The organism is uncultured Allobosea sp. (genome assembly GCF_945957345.1).
Classification (GTDB): Bacteria; Pseudomonadota; Alphaproteobacteria; order Rhizobiales; family Beijerinckiaceae; genus Allobosea.
Genome location: NZ_CAMFKW010000005.1, coordinates 20,925 through 44,474, shown reverse-complemented (window position 1 = coordinate 44,474; position 23,550 = coordinate 20,925). Strand labels below are relative to the sequence as shown.

28 protein-coding genes are annotated in these 23,550 nt (G+C 66.3%); 9 read left to right on the top strand and 19 right to left on the bottom strand.

Annotated elements, in window-relative coordinates; all coding sequences use genetic code 11:
- Positions 1-7: 7 nt before the first annotated feature.
- Positions 8-967: a PfkB family carbohydrate kinase gene (locus Q0Q36_RS03720; RefSeq protein WP_293795622.1), complete on the top strand. Its 960-nt coding sequence runs from the start codon at positions 8-10 to the stop codon at positions 965-967.
- Positions 968-1,068: 101 nt separating this feature from the next.
- Complete coding sequence (locus Q0Q36_RS03715; protein ID WP_293795620.1) at positions 1,069-2,208, top strand: hypothetical protein; 1,140 nt, start codon at positions 1,069-1,071, stop codon at positions 2,206-2,208.
- Positions 2,209-2,423: 215 nt separating this feature from the next.
- On the opposite strand, the gene Q0Q36_RS03710 is transcribed toward Q0Q36_RS03715, so the two are convergent.
- Genes Q0Q36_RS03710 through pyrF form a run of 3 tightly spaced genes read right to left on the bottom strand, consistent with a single transcriptional unit; the run spans position 2,424 to position 3,767 of the window.
- The gene (locus tag Q0Q36_RS03710) at positions 2,424-2,732 is read right to left on the bottom strand and encodes a DUF1330 domain-containing protein (RefSeq protein WP_199089204.1); all 309 of its coding nucleotides are present in this window, start codon (positions 2,730-2,732) and stop codon (positions 2,424-2,426) included.
- Positions 2,733-2,735: 3 nt separating this feature from the next.
- Positions 2,736-3,023, bottom strand: a complete 288-nt coding sequence (locus Q0Q36_RS03705) for a DUF1330 domain-containing protein (RefSeq protein WP_293795618.1) — start codon at positions 3,021-3,023, stop codon at positions 2,736-2,738.
- A 39-nt stretch (positions 3,024-3,062) separates the two neighbouring features.
- Positions 3,063-3,767 (bottom strand): orotidine-5'-phosphate decarboxylase, encoded by a 705-nt coding sequence (gene pyrF / locus Q0Q36_RS03700; RefSeq protein ID WP_293795617.1) that lies wholly within the window; start codon positions 3,765-3,767, stop codon positions 3,063-3,065.
- 179 nt (positions 3,768-3,946) lie between these two features.
- Between pyrF and Q0Q36_RS03695 the strand changes: the two genes are divergently transcribed.
- Complete coding sequence (locus tag Q0Q36_RS03695) at positions 3,947-4,717, top strand: sulfite exporter TauE/SafE family protein (RefSeq protein ID WP_293795616.1); 771 nt, start codon at positions 3,947-3,949, stop codon at positions 4,715-4,717.
- Between the two features lie 11 nt (positions 4,718-4,728).
- Here Q0Q36_RS03695 and Q0Q36_RS03690 read toward each other — a convergent pair whose 3' ends face one another.
- From Q0Q36_RS03690 to epmA, 3 genes are all read right to left on the bottom strand, one after another.
- Positions 4,729-5,391, bottom strand: a complete 663-nt coding sequence (locus Q0Q36_RS03690; protein ID WP_293795615.1) for a DsbA family oxidoreductase — start codon at positions 5,389-5,391, stop codon at positions 4,729-4,731.
- A gap of 71 nt (positions 5,392-5,462) precedes the next feature.
- Positions 5,463-6,530 carry a lysine-2,3-aminomutase-like protein gene (locus Q0Q36_RS03685; protein WP_293795613.1) on the bottom strand — a complete coding sequence of 356 codons (1,068 nt, stop codon included), beginning with the start codon at positions 6,528-6,530 and terminating at the stop codon, positions 5,463-5,465.
- Positions 6,527-7,591: an EF-P lysine aminoacylase EpmA gene (gene epmA / locus Q0Q36_RS03680; RefSeq protein ID WP_293795610.1), complete on the bottom strand. Its 1,065-nt coding sequence runs from the start codon at positions 7,589-7,591 to the stop codon at positions 6,527-6,529. Before epmA ends, Q0Q36_RS03685 begins: the two co-directional genes overlap by 4 nt.
- A 116-nt stretch (positions 7,592-7,707) precedes the next feature.
- On the opposite strand from epmA, the gene efp reads away from it, so the two are divergent.
- From efp to Q0Q36_RS03665, 3 genes are all read left to right on the top strand, one after another.
- The gene (efp, locus tag Q0Q36_RS03675; RefSeq protein ID WP_038360488.1) at positions 7,708-8,277 is read left to right on the top strand and encodes an elongation factor P; all 570 of its coding nucleotides are present in this window, start codon (positions 7,708-7,710) and stop codon (positions 8,275-8,277) included.
- Between the two features lie 91 nt (positions 8,278-8,368).
- Positions 8,369-8,887, top strand: coding sequence for a DUF1993 family protein (locus Q0Q36_RS03670; RefSeq protein ID WP_293795606.1), 519 nt, complete (start codon positions 8,369-8,371; stop codon positions 8,885-8,887).
- Between the two features lie 15 nt (positions 8,888-8,902).
- Complete coding sequence (locus tag Q0Q36_RS03665; protein WP_293795604.1) at positions 8,903-9,382, top strand: GNAT family N-acetyltransferase; 480 nt, start codon at positions 8,903-8,905, stop codon at positions 9,380-9,382.
- Positions 9,383-9,678: 296 nt separating this feature from the next.
- Here Q0Q36_RS03665 and Q0Q36_RS03660 read toward each other — a convergent pair whose 3' ends face one another.
- The 10 genes from Q0Q36_RS03660 to Q0Q36_RS03615 all read right to left on the bottom strand — a co-directional run bounded on the left by Q0Q36_RS03660 (position 9,679) and on the right by Q0Q36_RS03615 (position 18,539).
- On the bottom strand, positions 9,679-10,332 hold the full coding sequence (locus Q0Q36_RS03660) for an MBL fold metallo-hydrolase (RefSeq protein ID WP_293795603.1): 654 nt from the start codon (positions 10,330-10,332) through the stop codon (positions 9,679-9,681).
- Positions 10,333-10,362: 30 nt separating this feature from the next.
- A complete protein-coding gene (locus Q0Q36_RS03655) occupies positions 10,363-10,686 on the bottom strand; it encodes a hypothetical protein (protein ID WP_293795601.1) in 324 nt (107 codons plus the stop codon).
- Positions 10,683-12,299 carry a fumarate hydratase gene (locus tag Q0Q36_RS03650; RefSeq protein ID WP_293795600.1) on the bottom strand — a complete coding sequence of 539 codons (1,617 nt, stop codon included), beginning with the start codon at positions 12,297-12,299 and terminating at the stop codon, positions 10,683-10,685. The genes Q0Q36_RS03655 and Q0Q36_RS03650 overlap by 4 nt, the downstream gene beginning before the upstream one ends.
- 119 nt (positions 12,300-12,418) lie before the next feature.
- Positions 12,419-12,880, bottom strand: a complete 462-nt coding sequence (gene ptsN, locus Q0Q36_RS03645) for a PTS IIA-like nitrogen regulatory protein PtsN (protein WP_293795599.1) — start codon at positions 12,878-12,880, stop codon at positions 12,419-12,421.
- 84 nt (positions 12,881-12,964) lie between these two features.
- The gene (raiA, locus tag Q0Q36_RS03640) at positions 12,965-13,549 is read right to left on the bottom strand and encodes a ribosome-associated translation inhibitor RaiA (RefSeq protein ID WP_293795597.1); all 585 of its coding nucleotides are present in this window, start codon (positions 13,547-13,549) and stop codon (positions 12,965-12,967) included.
- A gap of 130 nt (positions 13,550-13,679) precedes the next feature.
- Complete coding sequence (gene rpoN / locus Q0Q36_RS03635; protein ID WP_293795596.1) at positions 13,680-15,209, bottom strand: RNA polymerase factor sigma-54; 1,530 nt, start codon at positions 15,207-15,209, stop codon at positions 13,680-13,682.
- 157 nt (positions 15,210-15,366) lie between these two features.
- Positions 15,367-16,320 (bottom strand): LPS export ABC transporter ATP-binding protein, encoded by a 954-nt coding sequence (gene lptB, locus Q0Q36_RS03630; protein ID WP_293795594.1) that lies wholly within the window; start codon positions 16,318-16,320, stop codon positions 15,367-15,369.
- The gene (locus tag Q0Q36_RS03625; RefSeq protein WP_293795592.1) at positions 16,265-16,990 is read right to left on the bottom strand and encodes an LptA/OstA family protein; all 726 of its coding nucleotides are present in this window, start codon (positions 16,988-16,990) and stop codon (positions 16,265-16,267) included. Before Q0Q36_RS03625 ends, lptB begins: the two co-directional genes overlap by 56 nt.
- Before the next feature lies 1 nt (position 16,991).
- On the bottom strand, positions 16,992-17,768 hold the full coding sequence (lptC, locus tag Q0Q36_RS03620; RefSeq protein ID WP_293795590.1) for an LPS export ABC transporter periplasmic protein LptC: 777 nt from the start codon (positions 17,766-17,768) through the stop codon (positions 16,992-16,994).
- A 156-nt stretch (positions 17,769-17,924) separates the two neighbouring features.
- A complete protein-coding gene (locus Q0Q36_RS03615; protein WP_293795589.1) occupies positions 17,925-18,539 on the bottom strand; it encodes a ribonuclease D in 615 nt (204 codons plus the stop codon).
- A gap of 236 nt (positions 18,540-18,775) precedes the next feature.
- Here Q0Q36_RS03615 and Q0Q36_RS03610 point away from each other — a divergent pair, with 236 nt between their 5' ends.
- The 3 genes from Q0Q36_RS03610 (at position 18,776) to Q0Q36_RS03600 (ending at position 21,066) form a co-directional block, all read left to right on the top strand.
- A complete protein-coding gene (locus tag Q0Q36_RS03610; protein ID WP_293795588.1) occupies positions 18,776-19,204 on the top strand; it encodes a DUF805 domain-containing protein in 429 nt (142 codons plus the stop codon).
- Positions 19,201-20,412 (top strand): succinyl-diaminopimelate desuccinylase, encoded by a 1,212-nt coding sequence (dapE, locus tag Q0Q36_RS03605; RefSeq protein WP_293795586.1) that lies wholly within the window; start codon positions 19,201-19,203, stop codon positions 20,410-20,412. The genes Q0Q36_RS03610 and dapE overlap by 4 nt, the downstream gene beginning before the upstream one ends.
- Positions 20,413-20,481: 69 nt before the next feature.
- Complete coding sequence (locus tag Q0Q36_RS03600; protein ID WP_293795585.1) at positions 20,482-21,066, top strand: hypothetical protein; 585 nt, start codon at positions 20,482-20,484, stop codon at positions 21,064-21,066.
- Positions 21,067-21,078: 12 nt separating this feature from the next.
- Here the strand turns inward: Q0Q36_RS03600 and truA are convergent, their stop codons facing one another.
- The 3 genes from truA to def all read right to left on the bottom strand — a co-directional run bounded on the left by truA (position 21,079) and on the right by def (position 23,447).
- Positions 21,079-21,831 (bottom strand): tRNA pseudouridine(38-40) synthase TruA, encoded by a 753-nt coding sequence (gene truA / locus Q0Q36_RS03595; RefSeq protein WP_293795583.1) that lies wholly within the window; start codon positions 21,829-21,831, stop codon positions 21,079-21,081.
- Positions 21,831-22,760 carry a methionyl-tRNA formyltransferase gene (gene fmt / locus Q0Q36_RS03590; protein WP_293795580.1) on the bottom strand — a complete coding sequence of 310 codons (930 nt, stop codon included), beginning with the start codon at positions 22,758-22,760 and terminating at the stop codon, positions 21,831-21,833. Before fmt ends, truA begins: the two co-directional genes overlap by 1 nt.
- A gap of 150 nt (positions 22,761-22,910) precedes the next feature.
- Positions 22,911-23,447, bottom strand: a complete 537-nt coding sequence (gene def / locus Q0Q36_RS03585) for a peptide deformylase (protein ID WP_293795577.1) — start codon at positions 23,445-23,447, stop codon at positions 22,911-22,913.
- Between the last annotated feature and the right edge of the window lie 103 nt (positions 23,448-23,550).

Below are 23,550 nucleotides of genomic sequence, written 5' to 3'. Positions count from 1 at the left end.
AAATTCCATGACCGGCAAATCGATATTCGTGCTCGGAAGCTTCGTTGTCGCCTGTTCGGCGAAGGTCCCCCGTTTCCCGCGTCCGGGTGAGTCGCTGGCTGCCGAGACCGTGACGATCGAACCCGGCGGCAAGGGGCTGAACCAGGCGATCATGGCGCGCCGCCTCGGCGCCGAGGTCGACGGCCTGCTCGCCGTCGGCGACGATCTCGCCGCCGCCTTCGCCGCTCCGGCGCTCGAACGCGCTGGATTGCCGCCCTCGATGCTGATCCGCCTTGAAGGCAGCACCGGCAGCGGGATCGGCTTCACCGATGCGACCGGCGAGACCTGCCTCGCCGTCGCTTCCGGCGCCAATCTCGCCCTCACGGCCGAACATGTCGGCGAACGGGCGCAGGCCATCGCCGATGCGGCGCTGGTGACGGCGCAGTTCGAGATCGCTGATGCGCCGATCGAGGCGGCCTTCGCATTGGCGCGGCAAGCCGGCGTCCCGACCCTGCTCAACCCCTCGCCGTTCCGGCCGATCCCCGCCGCGATCATGGCGCTGGCCTCGATCCTGATCGTCAACGAGACCGAGGCCAGCGCTGTCGCAGCCGCGCTCGACCGAGACGAGAACGAGGCAGCGGATCCCCGACGCTTCACAGGAGAGCTCGGGCCGGCTCTGCTGGAACTGGGGCCGCGGCTCGTCATCCTGACCCGGGGTGCGGCTGGGGCCGTTGCCGTGACAGCTGACGCTTCTCCCGTGTCGCAGGAGGGCTTTCGGGTCGAACCCGTCGATGCGCTGGGAGCCGGCGATGCCTTTGCCGCGACGCTGGGCGTCCGACTGGCGATGGGGCTGCCATTGCCGGCCGCACTGCGCGAAGCGGCCGCCGCCGGCGCCCTGACCACCACCCGGCAAGGTGTTTTCGACGCGCTGCCGACCCTGGCCGCCATCGAGGCGTTGACAGCGGATAAAGCCGGCTCGGACCCGTAAAAATGTTTGGAATGTTTTTGGACTTTTCCTGAGCAACCCATGCTGCTAGCTTCGGTGGTGCGTTTCACGCACGCGCCTTTCGTCGCCAGCCGGGATTTCTCATGCCGCGCCCCGATGTCGATACCGTCATGTCCGCGATCGACCGGCTGCTCGCCGGGGCGCTGGATGGGGAGCAGATGCAGGCCGCCGCGGAAACGATGCGGCAGCTGTTCAATGGCTCGAAGGCCTGTTTCGCCGGCTTCGGCCCCAACCCCGAGGACTGGGTGTCCTATGCGACCAATCCCGATCCGGCATTGCAGGATCGCTGCTTCGGCGAGCTCGCTTCCGATTTCGTCGAGATGGGCGGCGCGCTGACCAATATTCCGCTCGGCGTCGTCTACCACGATCACGATGTGTTCGGTGCGGACACCCTGCGCAGCTCGCGCGTCTGGCAGGAATGGATGCGCCCGCAGGACATGTATGGCGGCATGGCCTGCCGGCTCGCCAAGAACGGCCCGGCCTTCTGGTTCTTCGACGTGCAGCGGGGCCGACAGCAGGACGGTTTCGATGCCGAGGATGTCGCTCTGCTCGAAAAGCTCTACCCCATCCTGCGGCGTGTCGTCGAATTGCGCCGCCATATCGGCCAGATAACCATCCAGCGGGACGAAGCGCGCGGCGCGCTCGACCGGATCGCGATGGGGATCGCGATCCTCGATCAGGACATGCGGATCGCCTACGCGAACGAGGGTGCAGACGAGATTCTGGCCGATCCCGATAGCGCGCTCGGCCTGCGCCAGGGCCGCCTCTTCGCGCGCCAGCCGGCCGACCAGCGTCAGCTCAAGCAATTGGTCGAAAGCACGCTGCGGACCGCGCAAGACCCCCTCGCCCATCATCAGGCCAGCATGATCCTGCATGGCGAGGACGGCTCTCATTCGCTTTCCGCCTGCGCCATGCCAGCGCCCCCCTCGGTGACACAGACCCAAACGACCGGCAGGGTCCTGATCGCGCTGCGGCGCCTGGAAACGGCGACCAACCTCGTCGCCTGCGCACGTCAGCTCTTCGATCTCACCGATACCGAAGCCAAATTCGCCTCCGCACTCGCGAGCGGATCATCCCTGACCGAGGCAGCCGAAGCCCAGGGCGTCCGGATTTCGACCGCGCGCACCCATCTGGCGCGCATCTTCCAGAAGACGAACACGCGCCAGCAAAGTCAGCTCGTTTCACTGTTGCGCAGCGCGGCGCTCCCCCTGCGGCCGCGCTGAAACTTCGGCGTCGAGGCCGAATCGGAGCGTGCTCGCGCGCCCGATATCCCCTTCGCCAGGCTACGGAGGGAGGCTAGATCAGCACTCGGAGTGCTTTCGTCATCCAAATGACGGAGATCGATCGGCAATCATCGCGCAAGCGGCGGAAGGCTTGGGCGCCGCTGGTACGCGACGCCCGGATAGGCGCGATGCGTTTGTGCTATCGCGCAGCCGCGCTATTCGCCCGGCTGCGGGCCGTCATAGCCCCCGATGATGACGAGATCGGACTGGCCGGCGCTGCTCAGATGCTTCACCGCCTCCTGATACTCAGGCGAAGCGTAGCAAGCGCGAGCCGTCTCCTCGTCCTTGAACTCGATGACGACGTTGTGCTTGCGGCCCTCGCCGCGGGCGAGCTTGTACTCGCCGCCGCGGACCAGGAACTTCGCCCCATATTTGGCAAAGGCCACCGCGTTGAGTGCGCGATACTTCGCGTAGGCCTCGGCGTTCTCGACGTCGACGCGCGCGATCCAGTAGCCCTTGGCCACGACTCAGGCCCCTTCGACGGCGACGAGATCGATCTCGCCGGCACCTTCGCGCAGCTTCCGCGCCTCGGCATATTCGGACGAGAACAGATAGGCACGGGCCGAGGCGAAGTCGTTGAACTCGATGATGATATTGCGGGCGCGGCCCTCGCCCTCGCCCACAGTCATCTGGCCGCCGCGCACGATCGGCGTACCCCCATAGATCTTCATGACCTCGGAGGCCTTGGCGGCATAACCCGCCCATTTCGTGGCGTCGGTGACCTTGGCACGGCCGATGACATATCCCTTGGGCATGGTCTTATCCGTTATTTGAATCGTGTCCGGGCCGAGAGCTTACGAAGCCGCGACGATCTCGTCCATGACGGCGCCCGCCGCCGCACGCGGGTCTGCCGCGCGGATGATGGGACGCCCGACGACGAGATGGTCGGCGCCGATGCGGATCGCCTCAGCCGGGGTGAGCGTGCGCTTCTGGTCGCCCGCCGCGCTGCCCGAGGGGCGGATGCCGGGCGTGACGATGACCATGTCCTTGCCGATGACCTCGCGCACGATTTCCGCCTCGGCGGCCGAGCAGACGATGCCGTCGATGCCGGCCGTGCGGGCCTGCTCGGCCCGCAGGCGGACGAGGTCGCGCACCGCAAGCCCGTAACCGGCATCGCGCAGGTCGCTGTCGTCATAGGAGGTGAGCGCGGTGACCGCCAGCAGCTTGAGGGCGGCATCGCCGCGCCCTTCGACCGCGCCGCGCATGGTCTGCGGATAGGCATGGACGGTGAGGAAGGTGACGCCGAGCTTGGTCAGCGAGTCCACGCCCTCGGTCACGGTGTTGCCGATGTCATGCAGCTTGAGGTCGAGGAAGACCTTCTTGCCCTCGGCGACGAGCTGGCGCGCGAGATCGAGCCCACCGGCGAAGGCGAGGCGGTAGCCAATCTTGTAGAAGGTGACGCCGTCGCCCAGCGTCGAGACGAGGCGATAGGCATCCCATACAGTGGGTACATCGAGGGCGACGATCAGGCGGTCGCGGACATCGTTGATCTTTTGCATCGCGTAATTCCCTGAGTTTCGAGGGAAGGCGCACGATTCGACACGGGATGCAAGGGCGAGAGCCTCTCCGGCGAGAGGTAGAACATCCTTCTACGCATCGGCGACTTGTCGAGAAATCTATTCCCGCTTTCGGGCCGATCCTCTAGGCGTCGCGCTCCGCTTCCTCGGAGACGCCGACCATGTCCCTGGCTGCCCTGATCGGGTTCCTGCTGCTGACCGGCATGGCGGCCTATGTCCAGACGCTGACCGGCTTCGCATTCGGGCTGATCGCGATGGGCGGCGTCGGGCTGACCGGCCTGCTCTCGCTGCCGGACGCGGCAATGCTCGTCAGTGCGCTCACGCTGGTCAATGCGGTTCAGATGCTGCTCAAGGGCTGGCGCGATGTCGACTGGCGCAAATTCGGGTTGGTGCTGGTCGCGAGCTGGCCCTTCGTCTTCATCGGCTTCCATCTGCTTGAATGGCTCGCCGCGAGCCGCGCCGATCTTCTGCGACTGGCGCTGGGTTTCGTGATCATCGTCTCCAGTCTGCAACTGGCGCGGAAACCGGAACCGCTCAAGCAACCATCCGGAGCGCCGAGCTACCTGTTCTTCGGCAGCATCGCGGGATTGATGAGCGGGATGTTCTCCACTGGCGGCCCGCCGCTGGTCTATCACTTCTACCGCCAGCCGATGCCGATGGTCGTGGTCCGGGAAACGCTGGTGACGATCTTTGCGCTGAACGCCCTGTTCCGCACCGGGCTGGTCATCGCCACCGATCAGATCCCCGCGCCATCGACCCTATCGGGGCTCTTCGCCATCCCGGCGGTGATGCTGGGCACGCATCTGGCTAGGCGCTACCCACCGCCGCTCACTCAGGCCGCGATGCGGCAGATCGTGTTCCTGCTGCTGTTCCTGTCGGGCGTATCGCTCGGCGCGCCGGCGGTCGCTCACATGCTGAAAGGCGCCTTCTGAGGCCGTTGGCCTCAGAACTGCGGCTCCTCCGGGACCTGCGCCGCGAAGACCTGCTGGAAGACCTGTGCCCAGACGTCCGGCGGCTGAGCGCCCGAGACGGCGAGCTTGCCGTCGACGATGAAGAAGGGCACGCCGGTGACGCCGACCTTGCGGGCGTGATCCTCCAGCCCGATCACGGTCTCGCGCAATTCGTCATTGGCGAGTTCGTCGCGGGCGGCCTGTTCGTCGAAGCCCTGCTCGACCGCGATCTGGATCAGCGTCTCGAGATCGCCGATATCGCGCCCGTCCTGCCAATAGGCCTTGAACAGAGCGGCCGTCATGTCGCCGCCGCGCTGCACCGTCGACGCCGCCGCGACCAGCATATGGGCCATGCGCGTGTTGACGCTCTTCGTGACCTTCGCCCAGTTGAAGGTGACGCCGCTCTCCAACGCCGCCTCCGACAGCCGGACCTCGATCTCCTTGCGTTTGCCGGGGCCGAACTTGCTTTCGAGATATTGCGTACGGTCCATGCCCTCCTCGGGCATTTCCGGATTCAGCTCATAGGGCAGCCAGGTGATGGCGAAGCGATCGTTTAGGCCGTAGCGCTCCAGCGCCGTCTCCAGCCGCGTCTTGCCGATGAAGCACCAGGGGCAGGCGATGTCGGAGACGATCGCGAGCGGCATCTTGTCCTGCATGTCGATATCCTCATGCTCGTTTCGGCATCGGCTTTTCCGAAAACCGGATTCCACTTTTCGGGCCGATGCCTTCAGGCCGGCGGGTAGATGTGCTGCCCGCCGTGACGGTCTTCGGCGACCGCTTCCACGCCCGGCGTCTCGCAGCCGGAGAGGAAGGCGGGGCCAACCGGAATCTTGCCGGCACCGCCGGGGATGTCGAGGATATAGGTCGGCTGGCACAGCCCGGAAAGGTTTCCGCGCAGGCTTTTGACCAGCGCCTGCCCCTCTTCCAGCGTCAGCCGGAAATGCGAGGTGCCGGGCGCGAGATCGGGATGGTGCAGATAATAGGGCTTGATGCGGTTCTCGACGAAGGCCCGCATCAGCGCTCCGAGCGTCTCCACATCGGCATTGACGCCCTTGAGCAGCACGGACTGGCTCAGCAGCACATGGCCGGCATCGGCCAGCGTCGCGATCGCGGCCCGGGCTTCGACGGTGAACTCGCGCGGATGGTTGGCGTGGATGGCGATATAGCTCGCCTTGCCGGGGATGCGCAGCGCCCTCGCATAGTCGGGCGTGATCCGGCCAGGATCGACGACGGGTACGCGGGTATGCCAGCGCGCGACCTTGATATGCGGGATCGCGGCGAGACGCTTGGCGACCTCGCGCACGCGGCGGGCGGAAAGGATGAAGGGATCGCCGCCCGTCATGATCACCTCCCAGATCTCGGGACGGGAGGCGAGATAGGCCAGAGCGGCATCGAGCTTCTGGCCCGTCAGCGCATCACCACCGGGTCCGACCATCTCGCGGCGGAAGCAGAAGCGGCAATAGACCGGACAGGCATGGACGAGCTTGAGCAGGGCGCGATCTGGATAGCGATGCACCACGCCCTCGACCGGGGAATGAGCGTCGTCACCGATCGGGTCGGCCAACTCTTGCGGCAGCGTCGTGAGTTCGGCGGCATCGGGGATGAACTGGCGCGCGATCGGATCGGCCGGATCGGTCGGATCGATCAACCCGGCCACGGCCGGCGTCACCGAGACGGCATAGCGCTCCGCCACCTTCTGCAAGGCATCGCGGCGCGCGGGCGCGGCCAAGCCGGCCTCGACGAGCGCGTCGATGCTGCGCAAAGGCTGGCCGCCGGGGGGCAGGTGAACGGTCATGCGCCTCCCCTGCCCGGTTCCGCGACCGGCGTCCAGAGCACATCCTCGATCCGGCGGGCGCCGACGCAGAGCATGACGAGCCGGTCGAAGCCGAGCGCGATGCCGGATGCGGCCGGCATCAGCGAAAGCGCCGCCAGGAAATCCTCATCGAGAGGATAGCGCTCGCCATAGATGCGCTCCTTCTCGTCCATGTCGGCCACGAAGCGGCGGCGCTGCTCGGCCGGGTCGGTGAGCTCGCCGAAGGCATTGGCGAGCTCGACACCGCAGGCATAGAGCTCGAAACGCTCGGCCACGCGCGGATCGCCGGGCTTGGGCCTTGCGAGCGCAGCTTCGCTGATCGGGTATTCGCAGAGGATCGTGGCGTGGCCACGGCCGAGATGCGGTTCGATGCGCTCGGAGAGGATACGGCTGAAGATATCGGACCAGGTGTCGTCGTCGGCAACCCGGATGCCCGCCTCGATCGCATCGGCGGCGAGCCCGCCGCGATCGACCTCCCGATCGGCGGTCACCGTGCGCAGCAGGTCGATACCGGCATGACGCTCGAACGCCTCCTGCAAGGTCAGGCGCTCGGGCTCGGCGAAAGGATCGGCCTCGATACCGCGCCAGCGCAGCGTCGTGGCGCCAGCGGCGCGGGCGGCCTCGGCCAGCAGCGCGGTGCAGTCCTGCATCAAAGCCTCGTAATCCTCGCCGGCGCGATACCATTCCAGCATCGTGAATTCGGGATGGTGCAGGGCCGTGCGCTCGCGATTGCGGAAGACGCGGGCGAAATCGAAGATGCGGCTCTCGCCGGCCGCGAGCAGCTTCTTGGCGGCGAATTCCGGCGAGGTATGCAGGTAATAGGGATGCGGCGCGGCAGCGTTGTCGATCAGCGTCGTGCCGAAGCCGTGCAGATGCGTCTCGTTACCGGGCGAGACCTGCAGGATCGCCGCCTCGACCTCGGTGAAATCGTGGGCCTCGAACCAGCGGCGCAACGCTGTCTTGATCCGCCCCCGCGCCATCAGGGCCGGGCGGCGGTCGGCATGGACATTGGGCCGCCAGAACGGCGTCGGGGACGAACTCATCGAATCTCGCGTCGAATGCGTCGGAAAGCTTTCGTTTCGCGCGCGAATGCGGTAGTTGCGCGGCGACAGAATTCGCATAGCGCGGGGACGGCTCCCGCACCAGCAAGGACATTCACGTGGTCAAGGTCATCGCCTCTTCCGTCCGCAAGGGCAACGTCCTCGAACTCGACGGACATCTCTGCACCGTCATCTCGGCTGAGAGCTTCTTCCCCGGCAAGGGCACCCCGACGACACAGATCGACATGCGCCGCATCGCCGACGGCGTGAAGATGACGCAGCGCTACAAGACGACCGAGCAGGTCGAGCGCGCCTATGTCGAGGATCGCGACTTCACCTATCTCTACCAGGACGGCGAGCAGTACGTCTTCATGAACCCGGAGACCTACGACCAGATCCATGTCGACAAGGACGTGGTCGGCGACGCCGCCCCCTATCTCCAGGAGAACATGAAGGTCTCGCTCTCGGTGTTCGAGGACAAGGCCGTCGCGATCGAACTGCCGCAGCGCGTCACGCTCGAAGTCGTCGAGACCGAGCCGGTGACCAAGGGCCAGACGGCTTCCTCCTCCTACAAGCCGGCGATCCTGTCGAACGGCGTGCGCAGCGCCGTGCCCCCGCATGTCGGCGTCGGCACCCGCGTCGTCGTGATGACCGCCGACGGCTCCTATGTCGAGCGCGCGAAGGATTGATCTGCCAGCGCAGAGCGCCGCAGAAAAATCTCCTCTATAGATTCACGCAGCGGGCCCTTTCCGGGCCCGTTGTCGTTTCCGAGGATTTCCCATGACGCTCACAGTCAAGGCCGCCGCCCTTTCCGGCTTCGTGCAGACGCTCAAGGCGCTCGACGCCATTCTCGACAAGGCCGTCGCCCAGGCCGAGACCCGCAAGATCCAGCCGGAAGTTCTGCTCTCCGCCCGGCTCGCACCGGACATGCTGGCCTTCACGCGCCAGATCCAGCTCTGCTGCGACTTCGCCAAGAACGCGGTCGCGCGCCTCTCCGGCAGCGAGAACCCGCGCTTCCCCGACGAGGAGAAGAGCTTCCCGGAACTCAAGGAGCGCATCGCCAAGACGCTCGCCTTCGTCGCAGCGGCGGACAGCGCTGCGCTCGATGCCGGGCTTGCCCGCGAGGTCACCTTCCCGCGCGGCCCCTCGGCGACCGCAACGATGACGGGCGAGGCCTATCTCACCCGCTTCGCCATCCCGAACTTCTATTTCCACGCCACGACGGCCTACGACATCCTGCGCCAGAACGGCTTCCAGATCGGCAAGCAGGACTTCCTGCTCGGCGTCTTCGACGCTTGAGGCACGCCTTCGGGCATGGGCGCGACGCCTGCCGTCACGACCGAACGCGCCTCTCCCCGGGATGCCGGGGAGATCGCGGAGCTCTATCTGGCCTCGCGCGCGGAAGCCCTGCCCTATCTGCGCCGTGTCCATAGCGACGACGAGGTGCGGGGCTGGATCACGCATGTCAGGCTCGTCAGCGGCGAGACCTGGGTGGCACGGAAGGCCCGGCGCATTCTCGGCTTCCTCTGCCTCGACGGCGAGAATCTCGACCAGCTCTATCTGCTGCCGGGCCAGTTCAGGCGCGGCATCGGCTCGCTGCTGCTTGCGAAGGCGAAAGAGCGCAGCCCGGAACGCCTGACCCTGTTCACCTTCCAGCGGAACACAGCCGCCCGCGCCTTCTACGAGCGCCATGGCTTCCGCCTCGTCGATCTCAACGACGGTGAGCGCAACGAAGAGGGCGAGCCGGACGCGCTCTACGAGTGGCGTCGATCTTTTTCAGGCGAGCCCTTGTAATCGGGAACCGGCGTTCCCATCTCAGGATCACGGCGATGTCGAGAGCGTTCCACAGCTCTCCAGCGCCGTTGAAGACGGCCATGGGCCGAACGTTTGACGCCGGATGTACGCGCACTCGTTCAGGACATGGCCGTTGGTTTATTCCGAGGCCCGTAGCGGATATCCGCTGCGGGTCTTTTCGTTTCAACCTTCCGCCTCGGCCAGATTGGCCGCGACCGTTACATCTTCAATGGCCGAGGGCTGTGTTCAAGACGTGGATGCTCGCTACAAGAGCGAGCATGACGTCACGACTTCTGTCAGCTCTGCAGGAACGGATTGTTCTGCCGCTCCTCGCCCAGCGTGCTCGCCGGGCCATGGCCAGGCAGGAACTGGACATCGTCGCCAAGCGGCAGGAGCTTCGTCTTGATCCCCGAGATCAGCGCTTCGTGGTCGCCATAGGGGAAGTCGGTACGGCCGACCGAGCCGGCGAAGACGGTATCGCCCGCCAGCAGGAAGCGCAGGTCCTTCTGAAAGAAGGTGACATGGCCCGGCGAGTGGCCCGGCACATGCGCGACCTCAAAGGTCAGGTCGCCGAGCGAGACTGTGTCGCCCTCGTCGAGCCAGCGCGTCGGCGTGACCGCCTTCATACCGGGGATATCGAAGCGCAAGCCCTGCTCCGGCAAGGCATCGAGCAGAGGCTTGTCGCCCTCATGCGGTCCGACGATCGGGATCGAGAGCGCCGTGGCCAGTTCGGTCGCGCCGCCGGCATGGTCGAGATGGCCATGGGTCAGCCAGATCGCGACCGGCGTGACGCCGAGCTCCTTGATGGCGGCCTGCAAGCGCGGGACGTCGCCACCGGGATCGACGATCGCGGCCTGGTTCGACTTCGGCTCCCAGACGATCGCGCAATTCTGCTGGAACGGCGTCACCGGAACGACGGCAATCTGGAGCGGCGGCTGCGGGTCGGTCATGGCAGGCCTTTCGAACGTCTCAGATGTTTCTTACCGCCCGCCGCAGCGGTTGGCGATCAGCGCGCGGTAGTTCACCAGCTCGGAATCCATCTCCGCGACATTGCGTTCGCGCTCCGCCCCGCTCTGGCAGGCGGCGAAGACCGAACGGGCCTTCTGGAGATAGGCGACATGGTCGCGATAGGTCCGGCATTGCGTCGCCTGGTCGGCAGTGGCCACTCCCGCGAGCCGCGTCTGCTGCAAGCGGAAACCGGCCTCGTTCTGGAACAGGTCGCGCGAGCAGGTCGCCGGGCGCGGCTGCTGAGCCAGCGCCGGGCCGGCCAGCAGAAGAGCCGCCAGGGTCAGGGCGAGCCTCATCCGAGGTTCAACTCCCTAAAGAAGTCGTTGCCCTTGTCGTCGATGACGATAAAGGCCGGGAAATCCTCGACCTCGATCCGCCAGACCGCCTCCATGCCGAGCTCGGGATATTCGAGCACCTCGACCTTGCGGATGCAGTCCTGAGCGAGACGCGCCGCCGGGCCACCGATCGAGCCGAGATAGAAGCCGCCATGGGCCTTGCAGGCCTCGCGCACGGCGGCCGAGCGGTTGCCCTTGGCCAGCATCACCATCGAGCCGCCGAAGGACTGGAACTGGTCGACGAAGGAATCCATGCGGCCGGCCGTGGTCGGGCCGAAGGAGCCGGAGGCGAAGCCCTCAGGCGTCTTGGCCGGACCGGCGTAATAGACCGGGTGGTTCTTGAAATAGTCGGGCATGCCCTCGCCGCGCTCCAGCCGCTCGCGGATCTTGGCATGGGCGAGATCGCGGGCGACGACGATCGTGCCGGTCAGCGACAGGCGTGTCTTGACCGGATGCTGCGAAAGCGTGGCCAGAATCGCGCTCATCGGCTGGTTGAGATCAATCTTGACGACCGAGCCGCCGAGCGCCGCTTCATCCACATCCGGCAGGTACTTCGAGGGATCGGTCTCCAGCGCCTCCAGGAAGATGCCGTCCTTGGTGATCTTGCCCTTGGCCTGGCGGTCGGCCGAGCAGGAAACGCCGAGGCCGATCGGCAGCGAGGCGCCGTGGCGCGGCAGGCGGATGACGCGTACGTCATGGCAGAAATACTTGCCGCCGAACTGCGCGCCGACGCCGAGCGCCTGCGTCATCTTGTGGACCTCTTCCTCCATCTCGAGGTCGCGGAAGGCATGGCCGGAGGGCGAACCCTTCGTCGGCAGCGCGTCGAGATACTTGGTCGAGGCGAGCTTCACCGTCTTGAGGTTCTGCTCGGCCGAGGTGCCGCCGATGACGATGGCGAGATGGTAGGGCGGGCAGGCCGCCGTGCCGAGCGTCAGGATCTTCTCCTTCAGGAACGCCATCATGCGGTCCTTGGTCAGGAGCGAGGGCGTGGCCTGATAGAGAAAGGTCTTGTTGGCCGAGCCGCCGCCCTTGCAGACGAAGAGGAATTTATAGGCGTCCTCACCCTCGGCATAGATGTCGATCTGCGCCGGCAGGTTGGTCGCTGTGTTCTTCTCCTCGAACATCGAGAGCGGTGCGAGCTGAGAATAGCGCAGGTTGCGCTTGAAATAGGCGTCCGCCACGCCCTCGCCGAGCGCAGCCTCGTCGTCGCCATCGGTCCAGACCTTGCGGCCCTTCTTGCCCATGATGATGGCGGTACCGGTATCCTGGCACATCGGCAGGACGCCGCCGGCGGCGATATTGGCGTTCTTCAGCAGGTCATAGGCGACGAACTTGTCGTTCGAGGTGGCCTCGGGGTCGTCCAGGATCTTGCCGAGCTGGGCGAGATGGCCGGGGCGCAGAAGGTGGTTGATGTCGATGAAGGCCTGTTCGGAGAGCTGGCGGATCGCCTCGCGCGAGACACTCAGGACCTCGCGATCGCCGATCTTCTCGACGCTGACGCCCTCGCTGCCGAGCTTGCGATAGGGCGTCGTGTCCTCGCCGAGCGGGAAGAGATCGACATGCGTATAGGCCATGACCAGCGGCTCCGAAACAAATTGCGCCGCGATCAGAACATGGAAGACGCGACGCCGATCCAGCCGGGGTCATAGCCCGTCGGCCGGGATCGTCCAAGCAGTCTTTAATGCGTTTAAGCCTAGGCCGCCTGCGCGGCCGATTCGGCGAGGATCGCGTAGATCGCCGCGGGATCGCGGACCTTGCGGACCTGTTCCAGAACAGACTGGTTGCGCAAAACGCGCGCGACGCGGGCCAAGGCCTTGAGATGGTCGGCGCCAGCGCCCTCGGGCGCGATCAACACGAAGATGATATCGACGGGCTGACCATCCAGCGCGTCGAAATCGATCGGCTTCTCGGTCTTGGCGAAGAGCCCGATCAGGCGGTCGATGCCGGGCATCCGGCCATGCGGGATAGCAATGCCCTCACCGATGCCGGTGGAGCCGAGACGCTCGCGCTGGAGCAGGGCTTCGAAAAGCTCGCGGTCCGGCAGGCCCGTCAGGGTGGCGGCATGCTGAGCGAGCTCCTGCAGAGCCTGCTTCTTGCCGTTGGCCCGCAGCGGCGAAATCACCGCCGCAGGGCTCAGGAGATCGGTCAGCGTCATTCGCCCGTCCATGCATGTCCCGTGCCGGCCGAATTGCGTCGGCACGGGTCAGGTTCGACGGCCTGAGCGGATCGCCCGCCGGCCTCAGGACAGCGATGCCGGCGGGTCGATCCAGCCGATATTGCCGTCGCGGCGGCGGTATACGATGTTCATGCGGCCATTGCCAGCGTGCCTGAAGACGACGACCGGCGTGCCGGTGAGGTCGAGCTCGGCCACCGCATCGCCCACCGTCCGGACATGCAGGGATTTGGTCGATTCTGCGACGATCACCGGGTTATCCCCGGTCGCGACCCCATCGAAATCCTCGATATCATCGTCGGGAGCGGCGATCACATAGCTGGGGATTTCGATTCCCGCATCGCGGCCGTTGCTTGCCGAACGGTCCTTAAGCCGGCGCTTGTAGCGTCGCAGCCGCTTCTCGATGCGCTCAGCCATCTTGTCGAGGCTGGCATAGGGATCGTGGGCGGTGGCGGAGGCTTCCAGCGTGATCCCGGAGGAGAGGTGCAGGACGCCGTCGGTCCGAAAGGCAGAGCCGTCCTTGTCGACCGTGACGTGGCCCTGGTAGCCACCCTCGTAATATTTGCTGACCGCCGCAGCGACCCGCTCCTCGGCCTGGCCGCGGAGGGCCTCGCCGACATCGAGATTCTTGCCGGAGATTCGCAAGCTCATGGAGTGCTTCCCCTTGGTTTAGCCATGGCCCTGTTCGGCCATCTCTAGGAGCTAAGAACCGGGAGTCGGGGTTGTCAATGAGCCGGCGCATTCATGACGCGCATGCGCGGAATCTTTGGAACAAAATGGCTCAGCGATCGGCGGCCGCCATCGCGACTTTCTCGCGCCTGCGCTCCATCGAGGACGGGATTCTGAGGGATTCGCGATATTTTGCCACGGTGCGCCGGGCGATGTCGATGCCGCCCTCCTTCAGCCGGGTGACGATGGCATCGTCCGAGAGAACCGCGGACGGCCTCTCCTCGTCGATCATCTGCTTGATCCGGAAGCGCACTGCCTCAGCCGAATGCGCCTCGCCGTAACCGGTCGCGGCGATCGCGGCCGAGAAGAAGTACTTCATCTCGAAGACCCCGCGCGAACAGGTCAGGTACTTGTTCGAGGTCACGCGCGAGACGGTCGATTCGTGCATGCCGATCGCATCCGCCACGGTCTTGAGATTGAGCGGGCGCAGATGCTCGACACCATGAGCAAAGAAGCCGTCCTGCTGACGCACGATCTCGCTGGCGACCTTCAGGATCGTCCGGGCGCGCTGTTCCAGCGAACGGGTCAGCCAGTTCGCCGTCTGCAGGCATTCGGCGATGAAGGCCTTGTCCACGTCGCTGCGGGCCGCTTTGGAGACGCGCGCATGGTAGGTCTGGTTGACCAGCAGCCGCGGCAGGGTGTCCGGGTTGAGATCGATCAGCCAGGAGCCGTCCGGCGCAGCGCGAATGAAGACATCGGGCACCACGGTCTCGGCGGCCGAGCCGCCGAAGGCGCGGCCGGGCTTGGGGTCGAGCCGGCGAATCTCACCGACCATGTCGGCGATATCCTCGTCGTCGACGCCGCAGATGCGCTTCAGCGCGGCGAAATCGCGCTTGGCGACGAGATGCAGGTTCGCGACCAGAGCCTGCATGGCCGGATCGAAACGATCGCGATCGCGCAGCTGGATCGCCAGGCATTCGGCGACATCGCGTGCGGCAACGCCGGAGGGGTCGAAGCTCTGGACGACCCGCAGCACGGATTCGACCTTGTCGATGGCGACGCCGAGGCGCTCGGCGATCTCCGCAAGTGGCTCGCCGAGATAGCCGCTGTCGTCGACAGCATCGATGATGTGGCGGCCGATGATGCGCTCGGCCGGCGCGACCACGGCAAGATCGAGCTGCGCGATCAGGTGGTCGTGCAGCGAGGCCTCGGCCGTCAGGCCGCTCTCGAAGCCTTCGGGATCACCATCGAAGGAGCCACCCGTCGCGCCATAGGCGCCGCCGACGATCGGCAGGCTGTCGGCGCCGCCTGCCTCGCTGCGCGCCGGGGTCGGCTGCTCGTTCTGGAAGACATTGTCCAGGCCGGTGCCGAGCCGGCCTTCCATGCCCTCCTGCGTGTGCAGGCTCTCGGCCTTGGCGAAGCTCTCAGCATCGGCGGCGTGAGGGCTGTGGGCAACGTCCGGGCGCGCCGGCAGATCAGCCGCCTCGTCGCGCTCCAGCAGCGGATTGCGCTCGAGCTCGCCCTCGACGAAATTCTGGAGCTCGAGATGGGAGAGTTGCAGGAGCTTGATCGCCTGCAGCAGCTGCGGCGTCATCACCAGGGACTGTCCCTGGCGCAGCTCCATGCGCGGCATCATCGCCATACGCGAAAGGCCCTTCCCGCTCGCGCACCCTCGGCACGCTTCTTGCTTGCGAAAGGAACACTAGCGCCGGCTCACCGCCGCGTCAAAGGCTCTGCCATGCCTGCGCGCAGAAAAATGCTGCGCCGCAACAAACGCGCGATGCAGCGATCCGAGCGCCTCAGAGACGGAAATCCTCGCCAAGATAGACGCGCCGTACGTCCGGGTTGGCAATGATCTCGGCGGGCGAGCCTTCGGTCAGCACCCGCCCGGAATGGATGATATAGGCGCGATCGACGAGGCCGAGGGTCTCACGGACATTGTGATCGGTGATCAGCACGCCGATGCCGCGATCGGTCAATTGCCGCACCAGCGCCTGGATGTCGCCGACCGCGATCGGGTCGATGCCGGCGAAGGGCTCGTCGAGCAGGACGAAGGAAGGCTTGCCGGCGAGCGCGCGCGCGATCTCGCAGCGCCGGCGCTCGCCGCCGGAGAGCGCGATCGAGGGCGCCTTGCGCAGGCGGGAGATGGTGAATTCCTCGAGCAACTGGTCGAGCTGGCGCTCGCGCGCCCTGCGGTCGGGCTCGACCACTTCCAGCACCGCGCGGATATTGTCCTCGACCGACAGGCCGCGGAAGATCGACGCCTCCTGCGGGAGGTAGCCGATGCCGAGGCGCGCGCGCTGATACATCGGCAGGGCAGTGATGTCGTCGCCCTCAAGCGAGATGATGCCGGCATCGGCCGCAACCAGCCCGGTGATCATATAGAAGATCGTGGTCTTGCCGGCGCCGTTTGGCCCGAGCAGGCCGACCGCCTCGCCCTGGCGCAGGTAGAGGCTCGCATCCGAAACGACGGCGCGCCCGCCATAGCTCTTGCGCAGGCCGGCGACGGCAAGAATGCCCGGCCCGCCGATGGCGGTGACCTTGGAGCGGATCTGAAGCTCCCCACCCTGATCCTTGTCGCGATTGCCCAAAAGCCCGCGCAGCCGGCCGAACACGCCCGGCTGTTGCGGTCGCGGAGCCGGCCGCGACGGCGCGGGCGTGGGACGAGGCGCTTCGGAAACGGTCACTGCAGCACGATCAGTTGGTGGGCTTCGGCGCAGGCTGGGCCGGCTTGGCGCCGGAGGTACCCGCATCCTTCTTGTTGGCATCGCCCGAATTCGGGACGAAGAGGCCCTGCACGCGCCCACCCTTCCCGGTCTCGACATTCGCGACACCGGTGACGGTGTTGTAGGTCAGCTTCTCGCCGCGGGTGATGTTCGGCCCGTCATTGAGCGCGACATTGCCGGTCATGATGACGAGATTGTTGGCCCGGTCGAACTCGGCATTGTCCGAGCTCGCAGCCTGCGTCTTCGAAACGACCGTGACCGGCCCCTTGCACAGGATGCGCTTGATCGAGCTGTCATTGCCCGGCGCGCCGGCGGCGCCTGCCGCCGCAGGGGCCGGGGTGGCCGCCGGAGCCTGCGTCGCTCCGCGGCCACCGGGACCGCCACGGCCCTCGTAGAGCACGGTCATCACCGTGCAGCGAACCGTCGTCTCGCCCTGCACGGCGACGACATTGCCGGAGAAGATCGCCTTGTTCTCCTTGTCGAGCACATCGAGCTTGTCGGCGTCGATCTTGATCGGCTCCTTGCTGTCGCCGCCGAGGCCGCCGAGCGGCGAGGACGCGTTCCCGCCGCGCGCCTTGCCTTGCGCCGCCTGGGCGAAGGCCTCCTGCGGCGCACCGAGCAGCGCAAAGCCTGCCGCAAGCAACAGCGCGGCGTCGCGGGCATGCGCGAAACGGAGCATCTGGCCAACCATGGTCATGTCACTGTCTCTTCCCATTCCCGGCGTCGCCTGCCGGCGCGGCTTCTGCGGGGGCAACCCGATTCGCGTTCAGCAGTTCCGGCATCGGCTTGCTGCCCTCGCGCTCGGGGCCGGCGATCGTGCCGGCGGGCGCATTGCGAATGAAGGCCCGCACCCGCCCCTCGAAGACGATCAACTCGCCATTGTTCTTCACGTCAAGGGTGTTGGCGTCCACCGTCGTTTCACCGAGGCTGACCTTGACCGGCTCCTTCGAGTTCACCGTGCCTGATTTGAAGTCGACATCGGCAACCCGCATCTGCATGTCATGGCCGCTCTCGGTGCGGATCTTGACGTCGTCGACGAGGCGCAGCTTCTCCTTCTGGGTGTCGAACAAGCCGGTCTTCGCGTTCACCGTCACCCAGCCCTCGCGCTCCATCTGGATGCGCGCGGTCAGGGCCTGCAGCTCGATCTGCGTCGGGTTCTTGATCTCCTGGTACGCATTGATCGCCGTGACCTGGTAAGGCCGGTTGTCCTTGCGATAGCCCGAGAGCTTCGGCGTCTCCATCTTGACCTTGCCGCCGGTGATGCCGACGGCGCCGATCGAGACATTGGCGAGCTTCCCGCCCAGCGGCGAGAGGAAGGGAATCACGACCAGCCCTATCACCAGCACGACGGCGGCGATCGGAATCACCCGGCGCAGGATCTGCACCAGGCGCGTATGGCGGCGCGCGGCGCCAAAGGCCGCACGCCGACGCAGCGCCTGCGCGGACAGCCTCGCCGCCGGGTCGTTCAAGGTCATTGCCAAAGTCATGCCCCGCGCAATGGCAGCCACTCACGGCATTTTCGTGTCACAGGACAGGCCGCATCGCGCCCCCGCGCAGCTCGTCCGTGCGGGCAGCCGCGCCTCTGCGCGCTTCACCCGCGTGCAGACTGACGCAAGAAGCCTTAGAAATTGTCAAGTGTGCGCGAAAATGTCCGTCTCGCCCCAGCCGGCGAGATCGAGTTCGGCGCGATAGGGCAGGAAGTGGAAACAGGCCTGGGCGAGATGCCCCCGCCCCTCGCGCGCCAGCATGGCTTCCAGCTTCTCGTGCAGCGCGTGGAGATGAAGGACGTCGGAGGCGGCATAGGCAAGTTGCGCCTCGCTGAGCGTATCCGCGCCCCAGTCGGAAGACTGCTGCTGCTTGGAGAGTTCGACGCCGAGCAGTTCGCGCACGAGATCCTTGAGCCCATGCCGGTCGGTATAGGTACGGGTCAGCTTCGAGGCGATCTTGGTGCAGTAAACCGGCGCCGTGACCACGCCGAAAGCCTGCTTGAGCACGGCGACATCGAAGCGGGCGAAATGAAATAGCTTCAGCACCGCCGGATCCTCGAGCAGGCGGATCAGGTTCTTCGGGCGCGCACCATCCTTCGGGATCTGCACGACGTCCGCGGTGCCGTCGCCGCGCGAGAGCTGCACGACACAGAGCCGGTCCCGATGCGGATTGAGGCCAAGCGTCTCGGTGTCGATCGCGACGCTCGATCCGGCGTCGTAGCCGTCCGGCAGGTCGCCGCGATGAAAGCGGATGGTCATGCTCGAAACCTCACTGGGGCTGCACAGAGGCGCCCCTCAACTGCTCTTCGCGATACGGGAAACGACAGGCCGCGTGCTGACAAGCGCCGCGCATTGCGCAGCTAACGGCCAGCCCCGCGTCGTTCAAGCCCTTTCTCATGCGAGATAAACTCTTAGGCGCCTGATTAACCTTTTATTCACCATCCACTTCAGCCCCGAAGCTGACCATGCGACAACTGCTCATCGGAGCTTGCAGCATGTCACTGATCCGCCTGTTCACCGACTTCCACGGCCGCATCGGGCTGCGGACTTTCTGGCTCGGCAGCCTCGCCGTCGCACTGGTGTTGTTGGCCACCCAACACATCGCGCCGCTTGTGACGGCTCCTCGGAATGCGGCGGAGATCACCGCCTTCGCCAAGGCTTTCGCCCTGTTCCCTTGGGCCGCGCTGGCGGCAAAGCGCGCCACGGATCGCGGCAGCATGCCCTTGTTCGGCATCCTGCTGGTCTGCGCGATCGTGCTGCCGGAGCAGTTGAGGCCCGTGCTCTCGATCGGCTGGCGCCCATCGCTCGAAGCAATCTCGACCATGGCCTGGGTCGCCGCCTTCATCGATCTCGGGCTGATGCCCTCCGCTGCCGAAGAGGATAAGGTTGCGGCTGCTGCGGCGAGTGCTAAAGCGGCGGAATGAGCGACGCGCCCACTTCCTCCGCCCCGACCCGTTCCTTCGATCCGACCGATCCGGTCGCCCTGACGCAAGCCCTGGTCCGCTGCCCTTCGGTAACGCCAGAGGAAGGGGGCGCGCTCGCGCTGCTCGACGCCGTACTGACGGCGGAAGGCTATAAGGTCGAGCGACCGGTCTTCAGCGAACCGGGCACGCCCGATGTCGAGAACCTCTACGCGCGCATCGGCGATACGGCCCCGGTCTTCGTGATCGCCGGCCATACCGATGTCGTCCCCGTCGGCGATGAAGCCGCCTGGACGCGCGAGCCCTTCGGCGGCACGATCGAGAATGGTACGCTCTACGGCCGCGGCGCCTGCGACATGAAGGGCGGGCTCGCCGCCATGGTTTCGGCGGCGATCCGCTACCGGCGCGACAACCCCGATGCGCCCGGCTCTATCGCCTTCCTGGTCACCGGCGACGAGGAAGGCCCCTCGGTCAACGGCACGGTCAAGCTACTGGCCTGGGCGCATGAGCGCGGCGAGCGCTTCGACCATTGCATCCTCGGCGAGCCGACCAATCCGGCAACGATGAGCGACATGATCAAGATCGGTCGGCGAGGATCGCTGACCGGCAAGCTCACCGTGCAGGGAACGCAGGGTCATGTCGGCTATCCCCATCTTGCCGACAATCCGATCCGCGGCATGGTCCGCCTGCTCGCCGCCCTCGACGCCACGCCGCTCGACGGCGGCACCGGGCATTTCGACCCGAGCAATCTCGAAGTGACCACGCTCGATGTCGGCAACCCCGCGACGAATGTCATCCCGGCTCAGGCGAAGGCCGCCTTCAACATCCGCTTCAACGATACCTGGACGCCGGAGACGCTGGCCGCCGAACTGGAGCGGCGCCTGCGCGAGGCTGCCGGCAATCAGGTGCGCTACACGCTCGAGATCCAGCCGACCAATGCAGTCGCCTTCCTGACCGAACCCGGTCCCTTCGTCGCGATCGTCGCCGACGCGATCGAGGCCGAGACCGGCAAGCGCCCGGCGCTCTCGACCACGGGCGGCACCTCAGACGCGCGCTTCATCAAGAATTACTGCCCCGTCGTCGAATACGGCGTCGTCGGCAAGACGATGCACCAGATCGACGAATGCGTCGCGGTCGCCGACCTCGTGTCGCTCCAGCGGATCACGCATCGTCTGCTCGCCAGCTATTTTGCAGCGCAGCATCACGCTTGACGCGCAGGAACCACGGCCCAATTATCGCAGTTAGACGAAAGTCTAAGATCGCAGATGTTGGAGACCGTGATGAGGCTGGCAGCCGATGACGTCGCGCGTTCACTGCGCGGCTCCTGGCACCTGATGACCCGTGGGGCCGAAGCCCTGCCCGAACTCGACCTGACGCGAGACGGGTTCTGGCGCTCCTTCCTCGGCTTCGCGCTGATGCTGCCGGCGACGATCGCCATTCTCGCCGCTGTGCGCCTGGCGGCCGGGCTGCCGAACAGCGCTGGGCTGTTCACCGCGCCGACGCTCGTGCTGTCGGTGATCGCGGCGCTGGCGCTGACGATCCTCGCCGTGCCTGCCCTGCTGATCGCCTTGCGCCCTGCCCTGGCTCAGACACCGCGCTTCACCAGCTTCGTCATCGCCTGGAACTGGGCGGGCATCGTCTCGGCTAGCCTGATGGCGGTTCCGGCCGCGGTGTTCGCGATCGGCTGGGCACCGCCGACGCTTGCCGTCGTGCAGTCGCTGTTCTTCGCCGCGATCGTGCTGCGGCTGCGCTATTGCGTGGCGCAGGCGGTCTTCGGGCCGGAACTGCACGGCATCGCCCTGCCGCTGGTCGCGGCCAGCCTGGTACTCGACTACGGCGTCACCCGCCTGTTTGGCCTGTTCTGAAACGCGCCGGCTTCAGGTCGGCTGCTCCACATAGTCGACACCGGCGAGATAAAGCCCACAGGACGGCGCCAGCGCGGCGCATTGCGAGCGGTCGCGCGCGGCCAGCACTTTCCCGACCTTGCTCTCCGGCCAGCGGCCCATCCCGACCATCTTCAGGCAGCCGACGATCGAGCGGACCTGATGATGCAGGAAGGAGCGGGCGTGGACGTAGACCACGATCTCGGAGCCCTCGCGGCGGACATCGCAGCGGTCGAGCGTGCGGATCGGGCTGTTGGCCTGGCATTCGGCGGCACGGAAGGTGGTGAAATCGTGCTGGCCGAGCAGCGCCTTGGCCGCGCGGTCCATCGCCTCGTGATCGAGCTTGACCGGCACATGCCAGACTCGCTCGCGCTCCAGCGCCGGCTGGGCCCGGCGGTCGAGGATGCGATAGACGTAATAACGGCGCCGCGCCGAGATGCGGGCGTCGAAATCGCCGGGCACCAATTCGGCGCTGAGCACGGCGACTGGAATCCGCTTCAGCCGCGCGTTGGTCGCGTCGCGCACGACATCGGTGCGCCATTCCTTGTCGATATCGACATGCGCGACCTGATGGATAGCGTGGACGCCTGCATCGGTCCGACCGGCGCAATGCAGGCGGACGGGATGGCCGCAGAAGGCCTCGACCGCCTCCTCGACGCTCTGCTGCACGGACGGACCGTTGAGCTGCCGCTGCCACCCCGAGAACGGCGTGCCGTCGTACTCGATGACGAGCTTGTAGCGCGGCATCAGAGCTTGCCGCCGGCTCCGAGCCGGGCGCCGCGCAGGAACTCGGCCCCGCTCATCGGCGCCTTGCCGGCGCGCTGGACCTGCAGCAGCTTCACCGCGCCGACGGCACAGGCAACCGTGCCCTCGTCGTCGAGTAGCGTGCCGGGCTCGGCCGCGCCGCCGGCACGGGCCGTGCGCAGGATCTTCAGCCGCTCCGGCCCCTTGCCCAGGTCGATCTCGGCGAAGGCGCCCGGGAAGGGCGAGAGGCCGCGCACGAGATCATGGACCTGTTGCGCCGGCAGCGCCCAGCTCAGCTTCGCCTCGGCATTGGTGATCTTGCTGGCATAGGTCACGCCGTCCTCCGGCTGCGGCGTGAACTGAAGGCCGCCGCGCCCGAGCGCTGCGAGCGCACGCACCATCAGGTCGGCACCGAGAGGGCTCAAACGGTCGTGCAACTCGCCGGCGGTCATGTCCGGGCCGATGGCGAGGCTCTCGACCATGGCGACGGGGCCGGTATCGAGGCCGGCCTCCATCTTCATCACGCAGACGCCGCTCTCGGCATCGCCGGCCATGATCGCGCGCTGGATCGGCGCAGCGCCGCGCCAGCGGGGCAGCAACGAGGCATGGAGGTTGAGGCAGCCAAGCGCGGGCAGGTCGAGGATCGCCTGGGGCAGGATCATGCCATAGGCGACGACGACCGCGACATCGGCCTGGTGCGAGGCGATGATCTCGGCCTGTTCCGGCGTCTTGAGCGTGGCGGGCGTGAAGACCGGGATGCCGAAGCGCTCGGCGGCGCGATGCACCGGCGAGGGCTTCAATTCGAGGCCGCGACCGGCCTGCGCCGGAGCGCGGGTGTAGCAGGAAACGACCTCGTGCCCCTGGCCGACGATCTCGGTCAGCACCGGCACAGCGAAATCCGGCGTGCCCATGAAGATGACGCGCAAACTCATACGCTCACTCTGTCTCCGTAATAACAGTCATCCCGGGCGACCGCATGGAGACCCGAATCCATTCCGGACCCTCTCCTGCCGGCGCTCCGGCATGGATCCCGGATCTGCGCTTCGCTCCGTCCGGGATGACGGCGCGTGAATTGGAAAAGCTCAGGCCGCCGAACGCTTGGCCGCCTTGGCGAATTTCTTGGTGACGCGCTCACGCTTCAGCCGCGAGAGATGGTCGATGAAGAGAATGCCGTCGAGATGGTCGATCTCGTGCTGCAGGCAGGTCGCGAGCAGGCCGTCGGCCGCGATCTCATGCGTCTTGCCGTCGATATCCATGTAGCGGACCTTGACCTCAGCCGGGCGCTCGACCTCCTCGTAATATTCCGGGATTGAGAGGCAGCCCTCCTCATAGGCGCTGAACTCGTCAGACGACCAGGTGACCTCCGGATTGATGAAGACCTGCGGCTTCCGGGGCTCGGGCTCCTCGCCCTCCTTCGCCTCGGGCTTCGACAGGTCGATCGTCACCACGCGCAGCGGCACGCCGATCTGGATTGCCGCGAGCCCGATGCCGGGAGCGTCGTACATCGTCTCGAACATGTCCACGACCAGCGCCTTGACCTCGGGCGTGACGGCCTCGACCGGCTTCGAGACGAGGCGAAGCTGGGCGTCGGGCAGGATGACGAGCGGGCGAACGGACATGGGTTTCCAGGGGAAAAGAGCTATTGAACCCGGGACATAAGCATTTGTGGGAGAGCGGTCAAACTGTTCCGCTTTCGTTCGCTATTCCAGATCGAATCGGCTA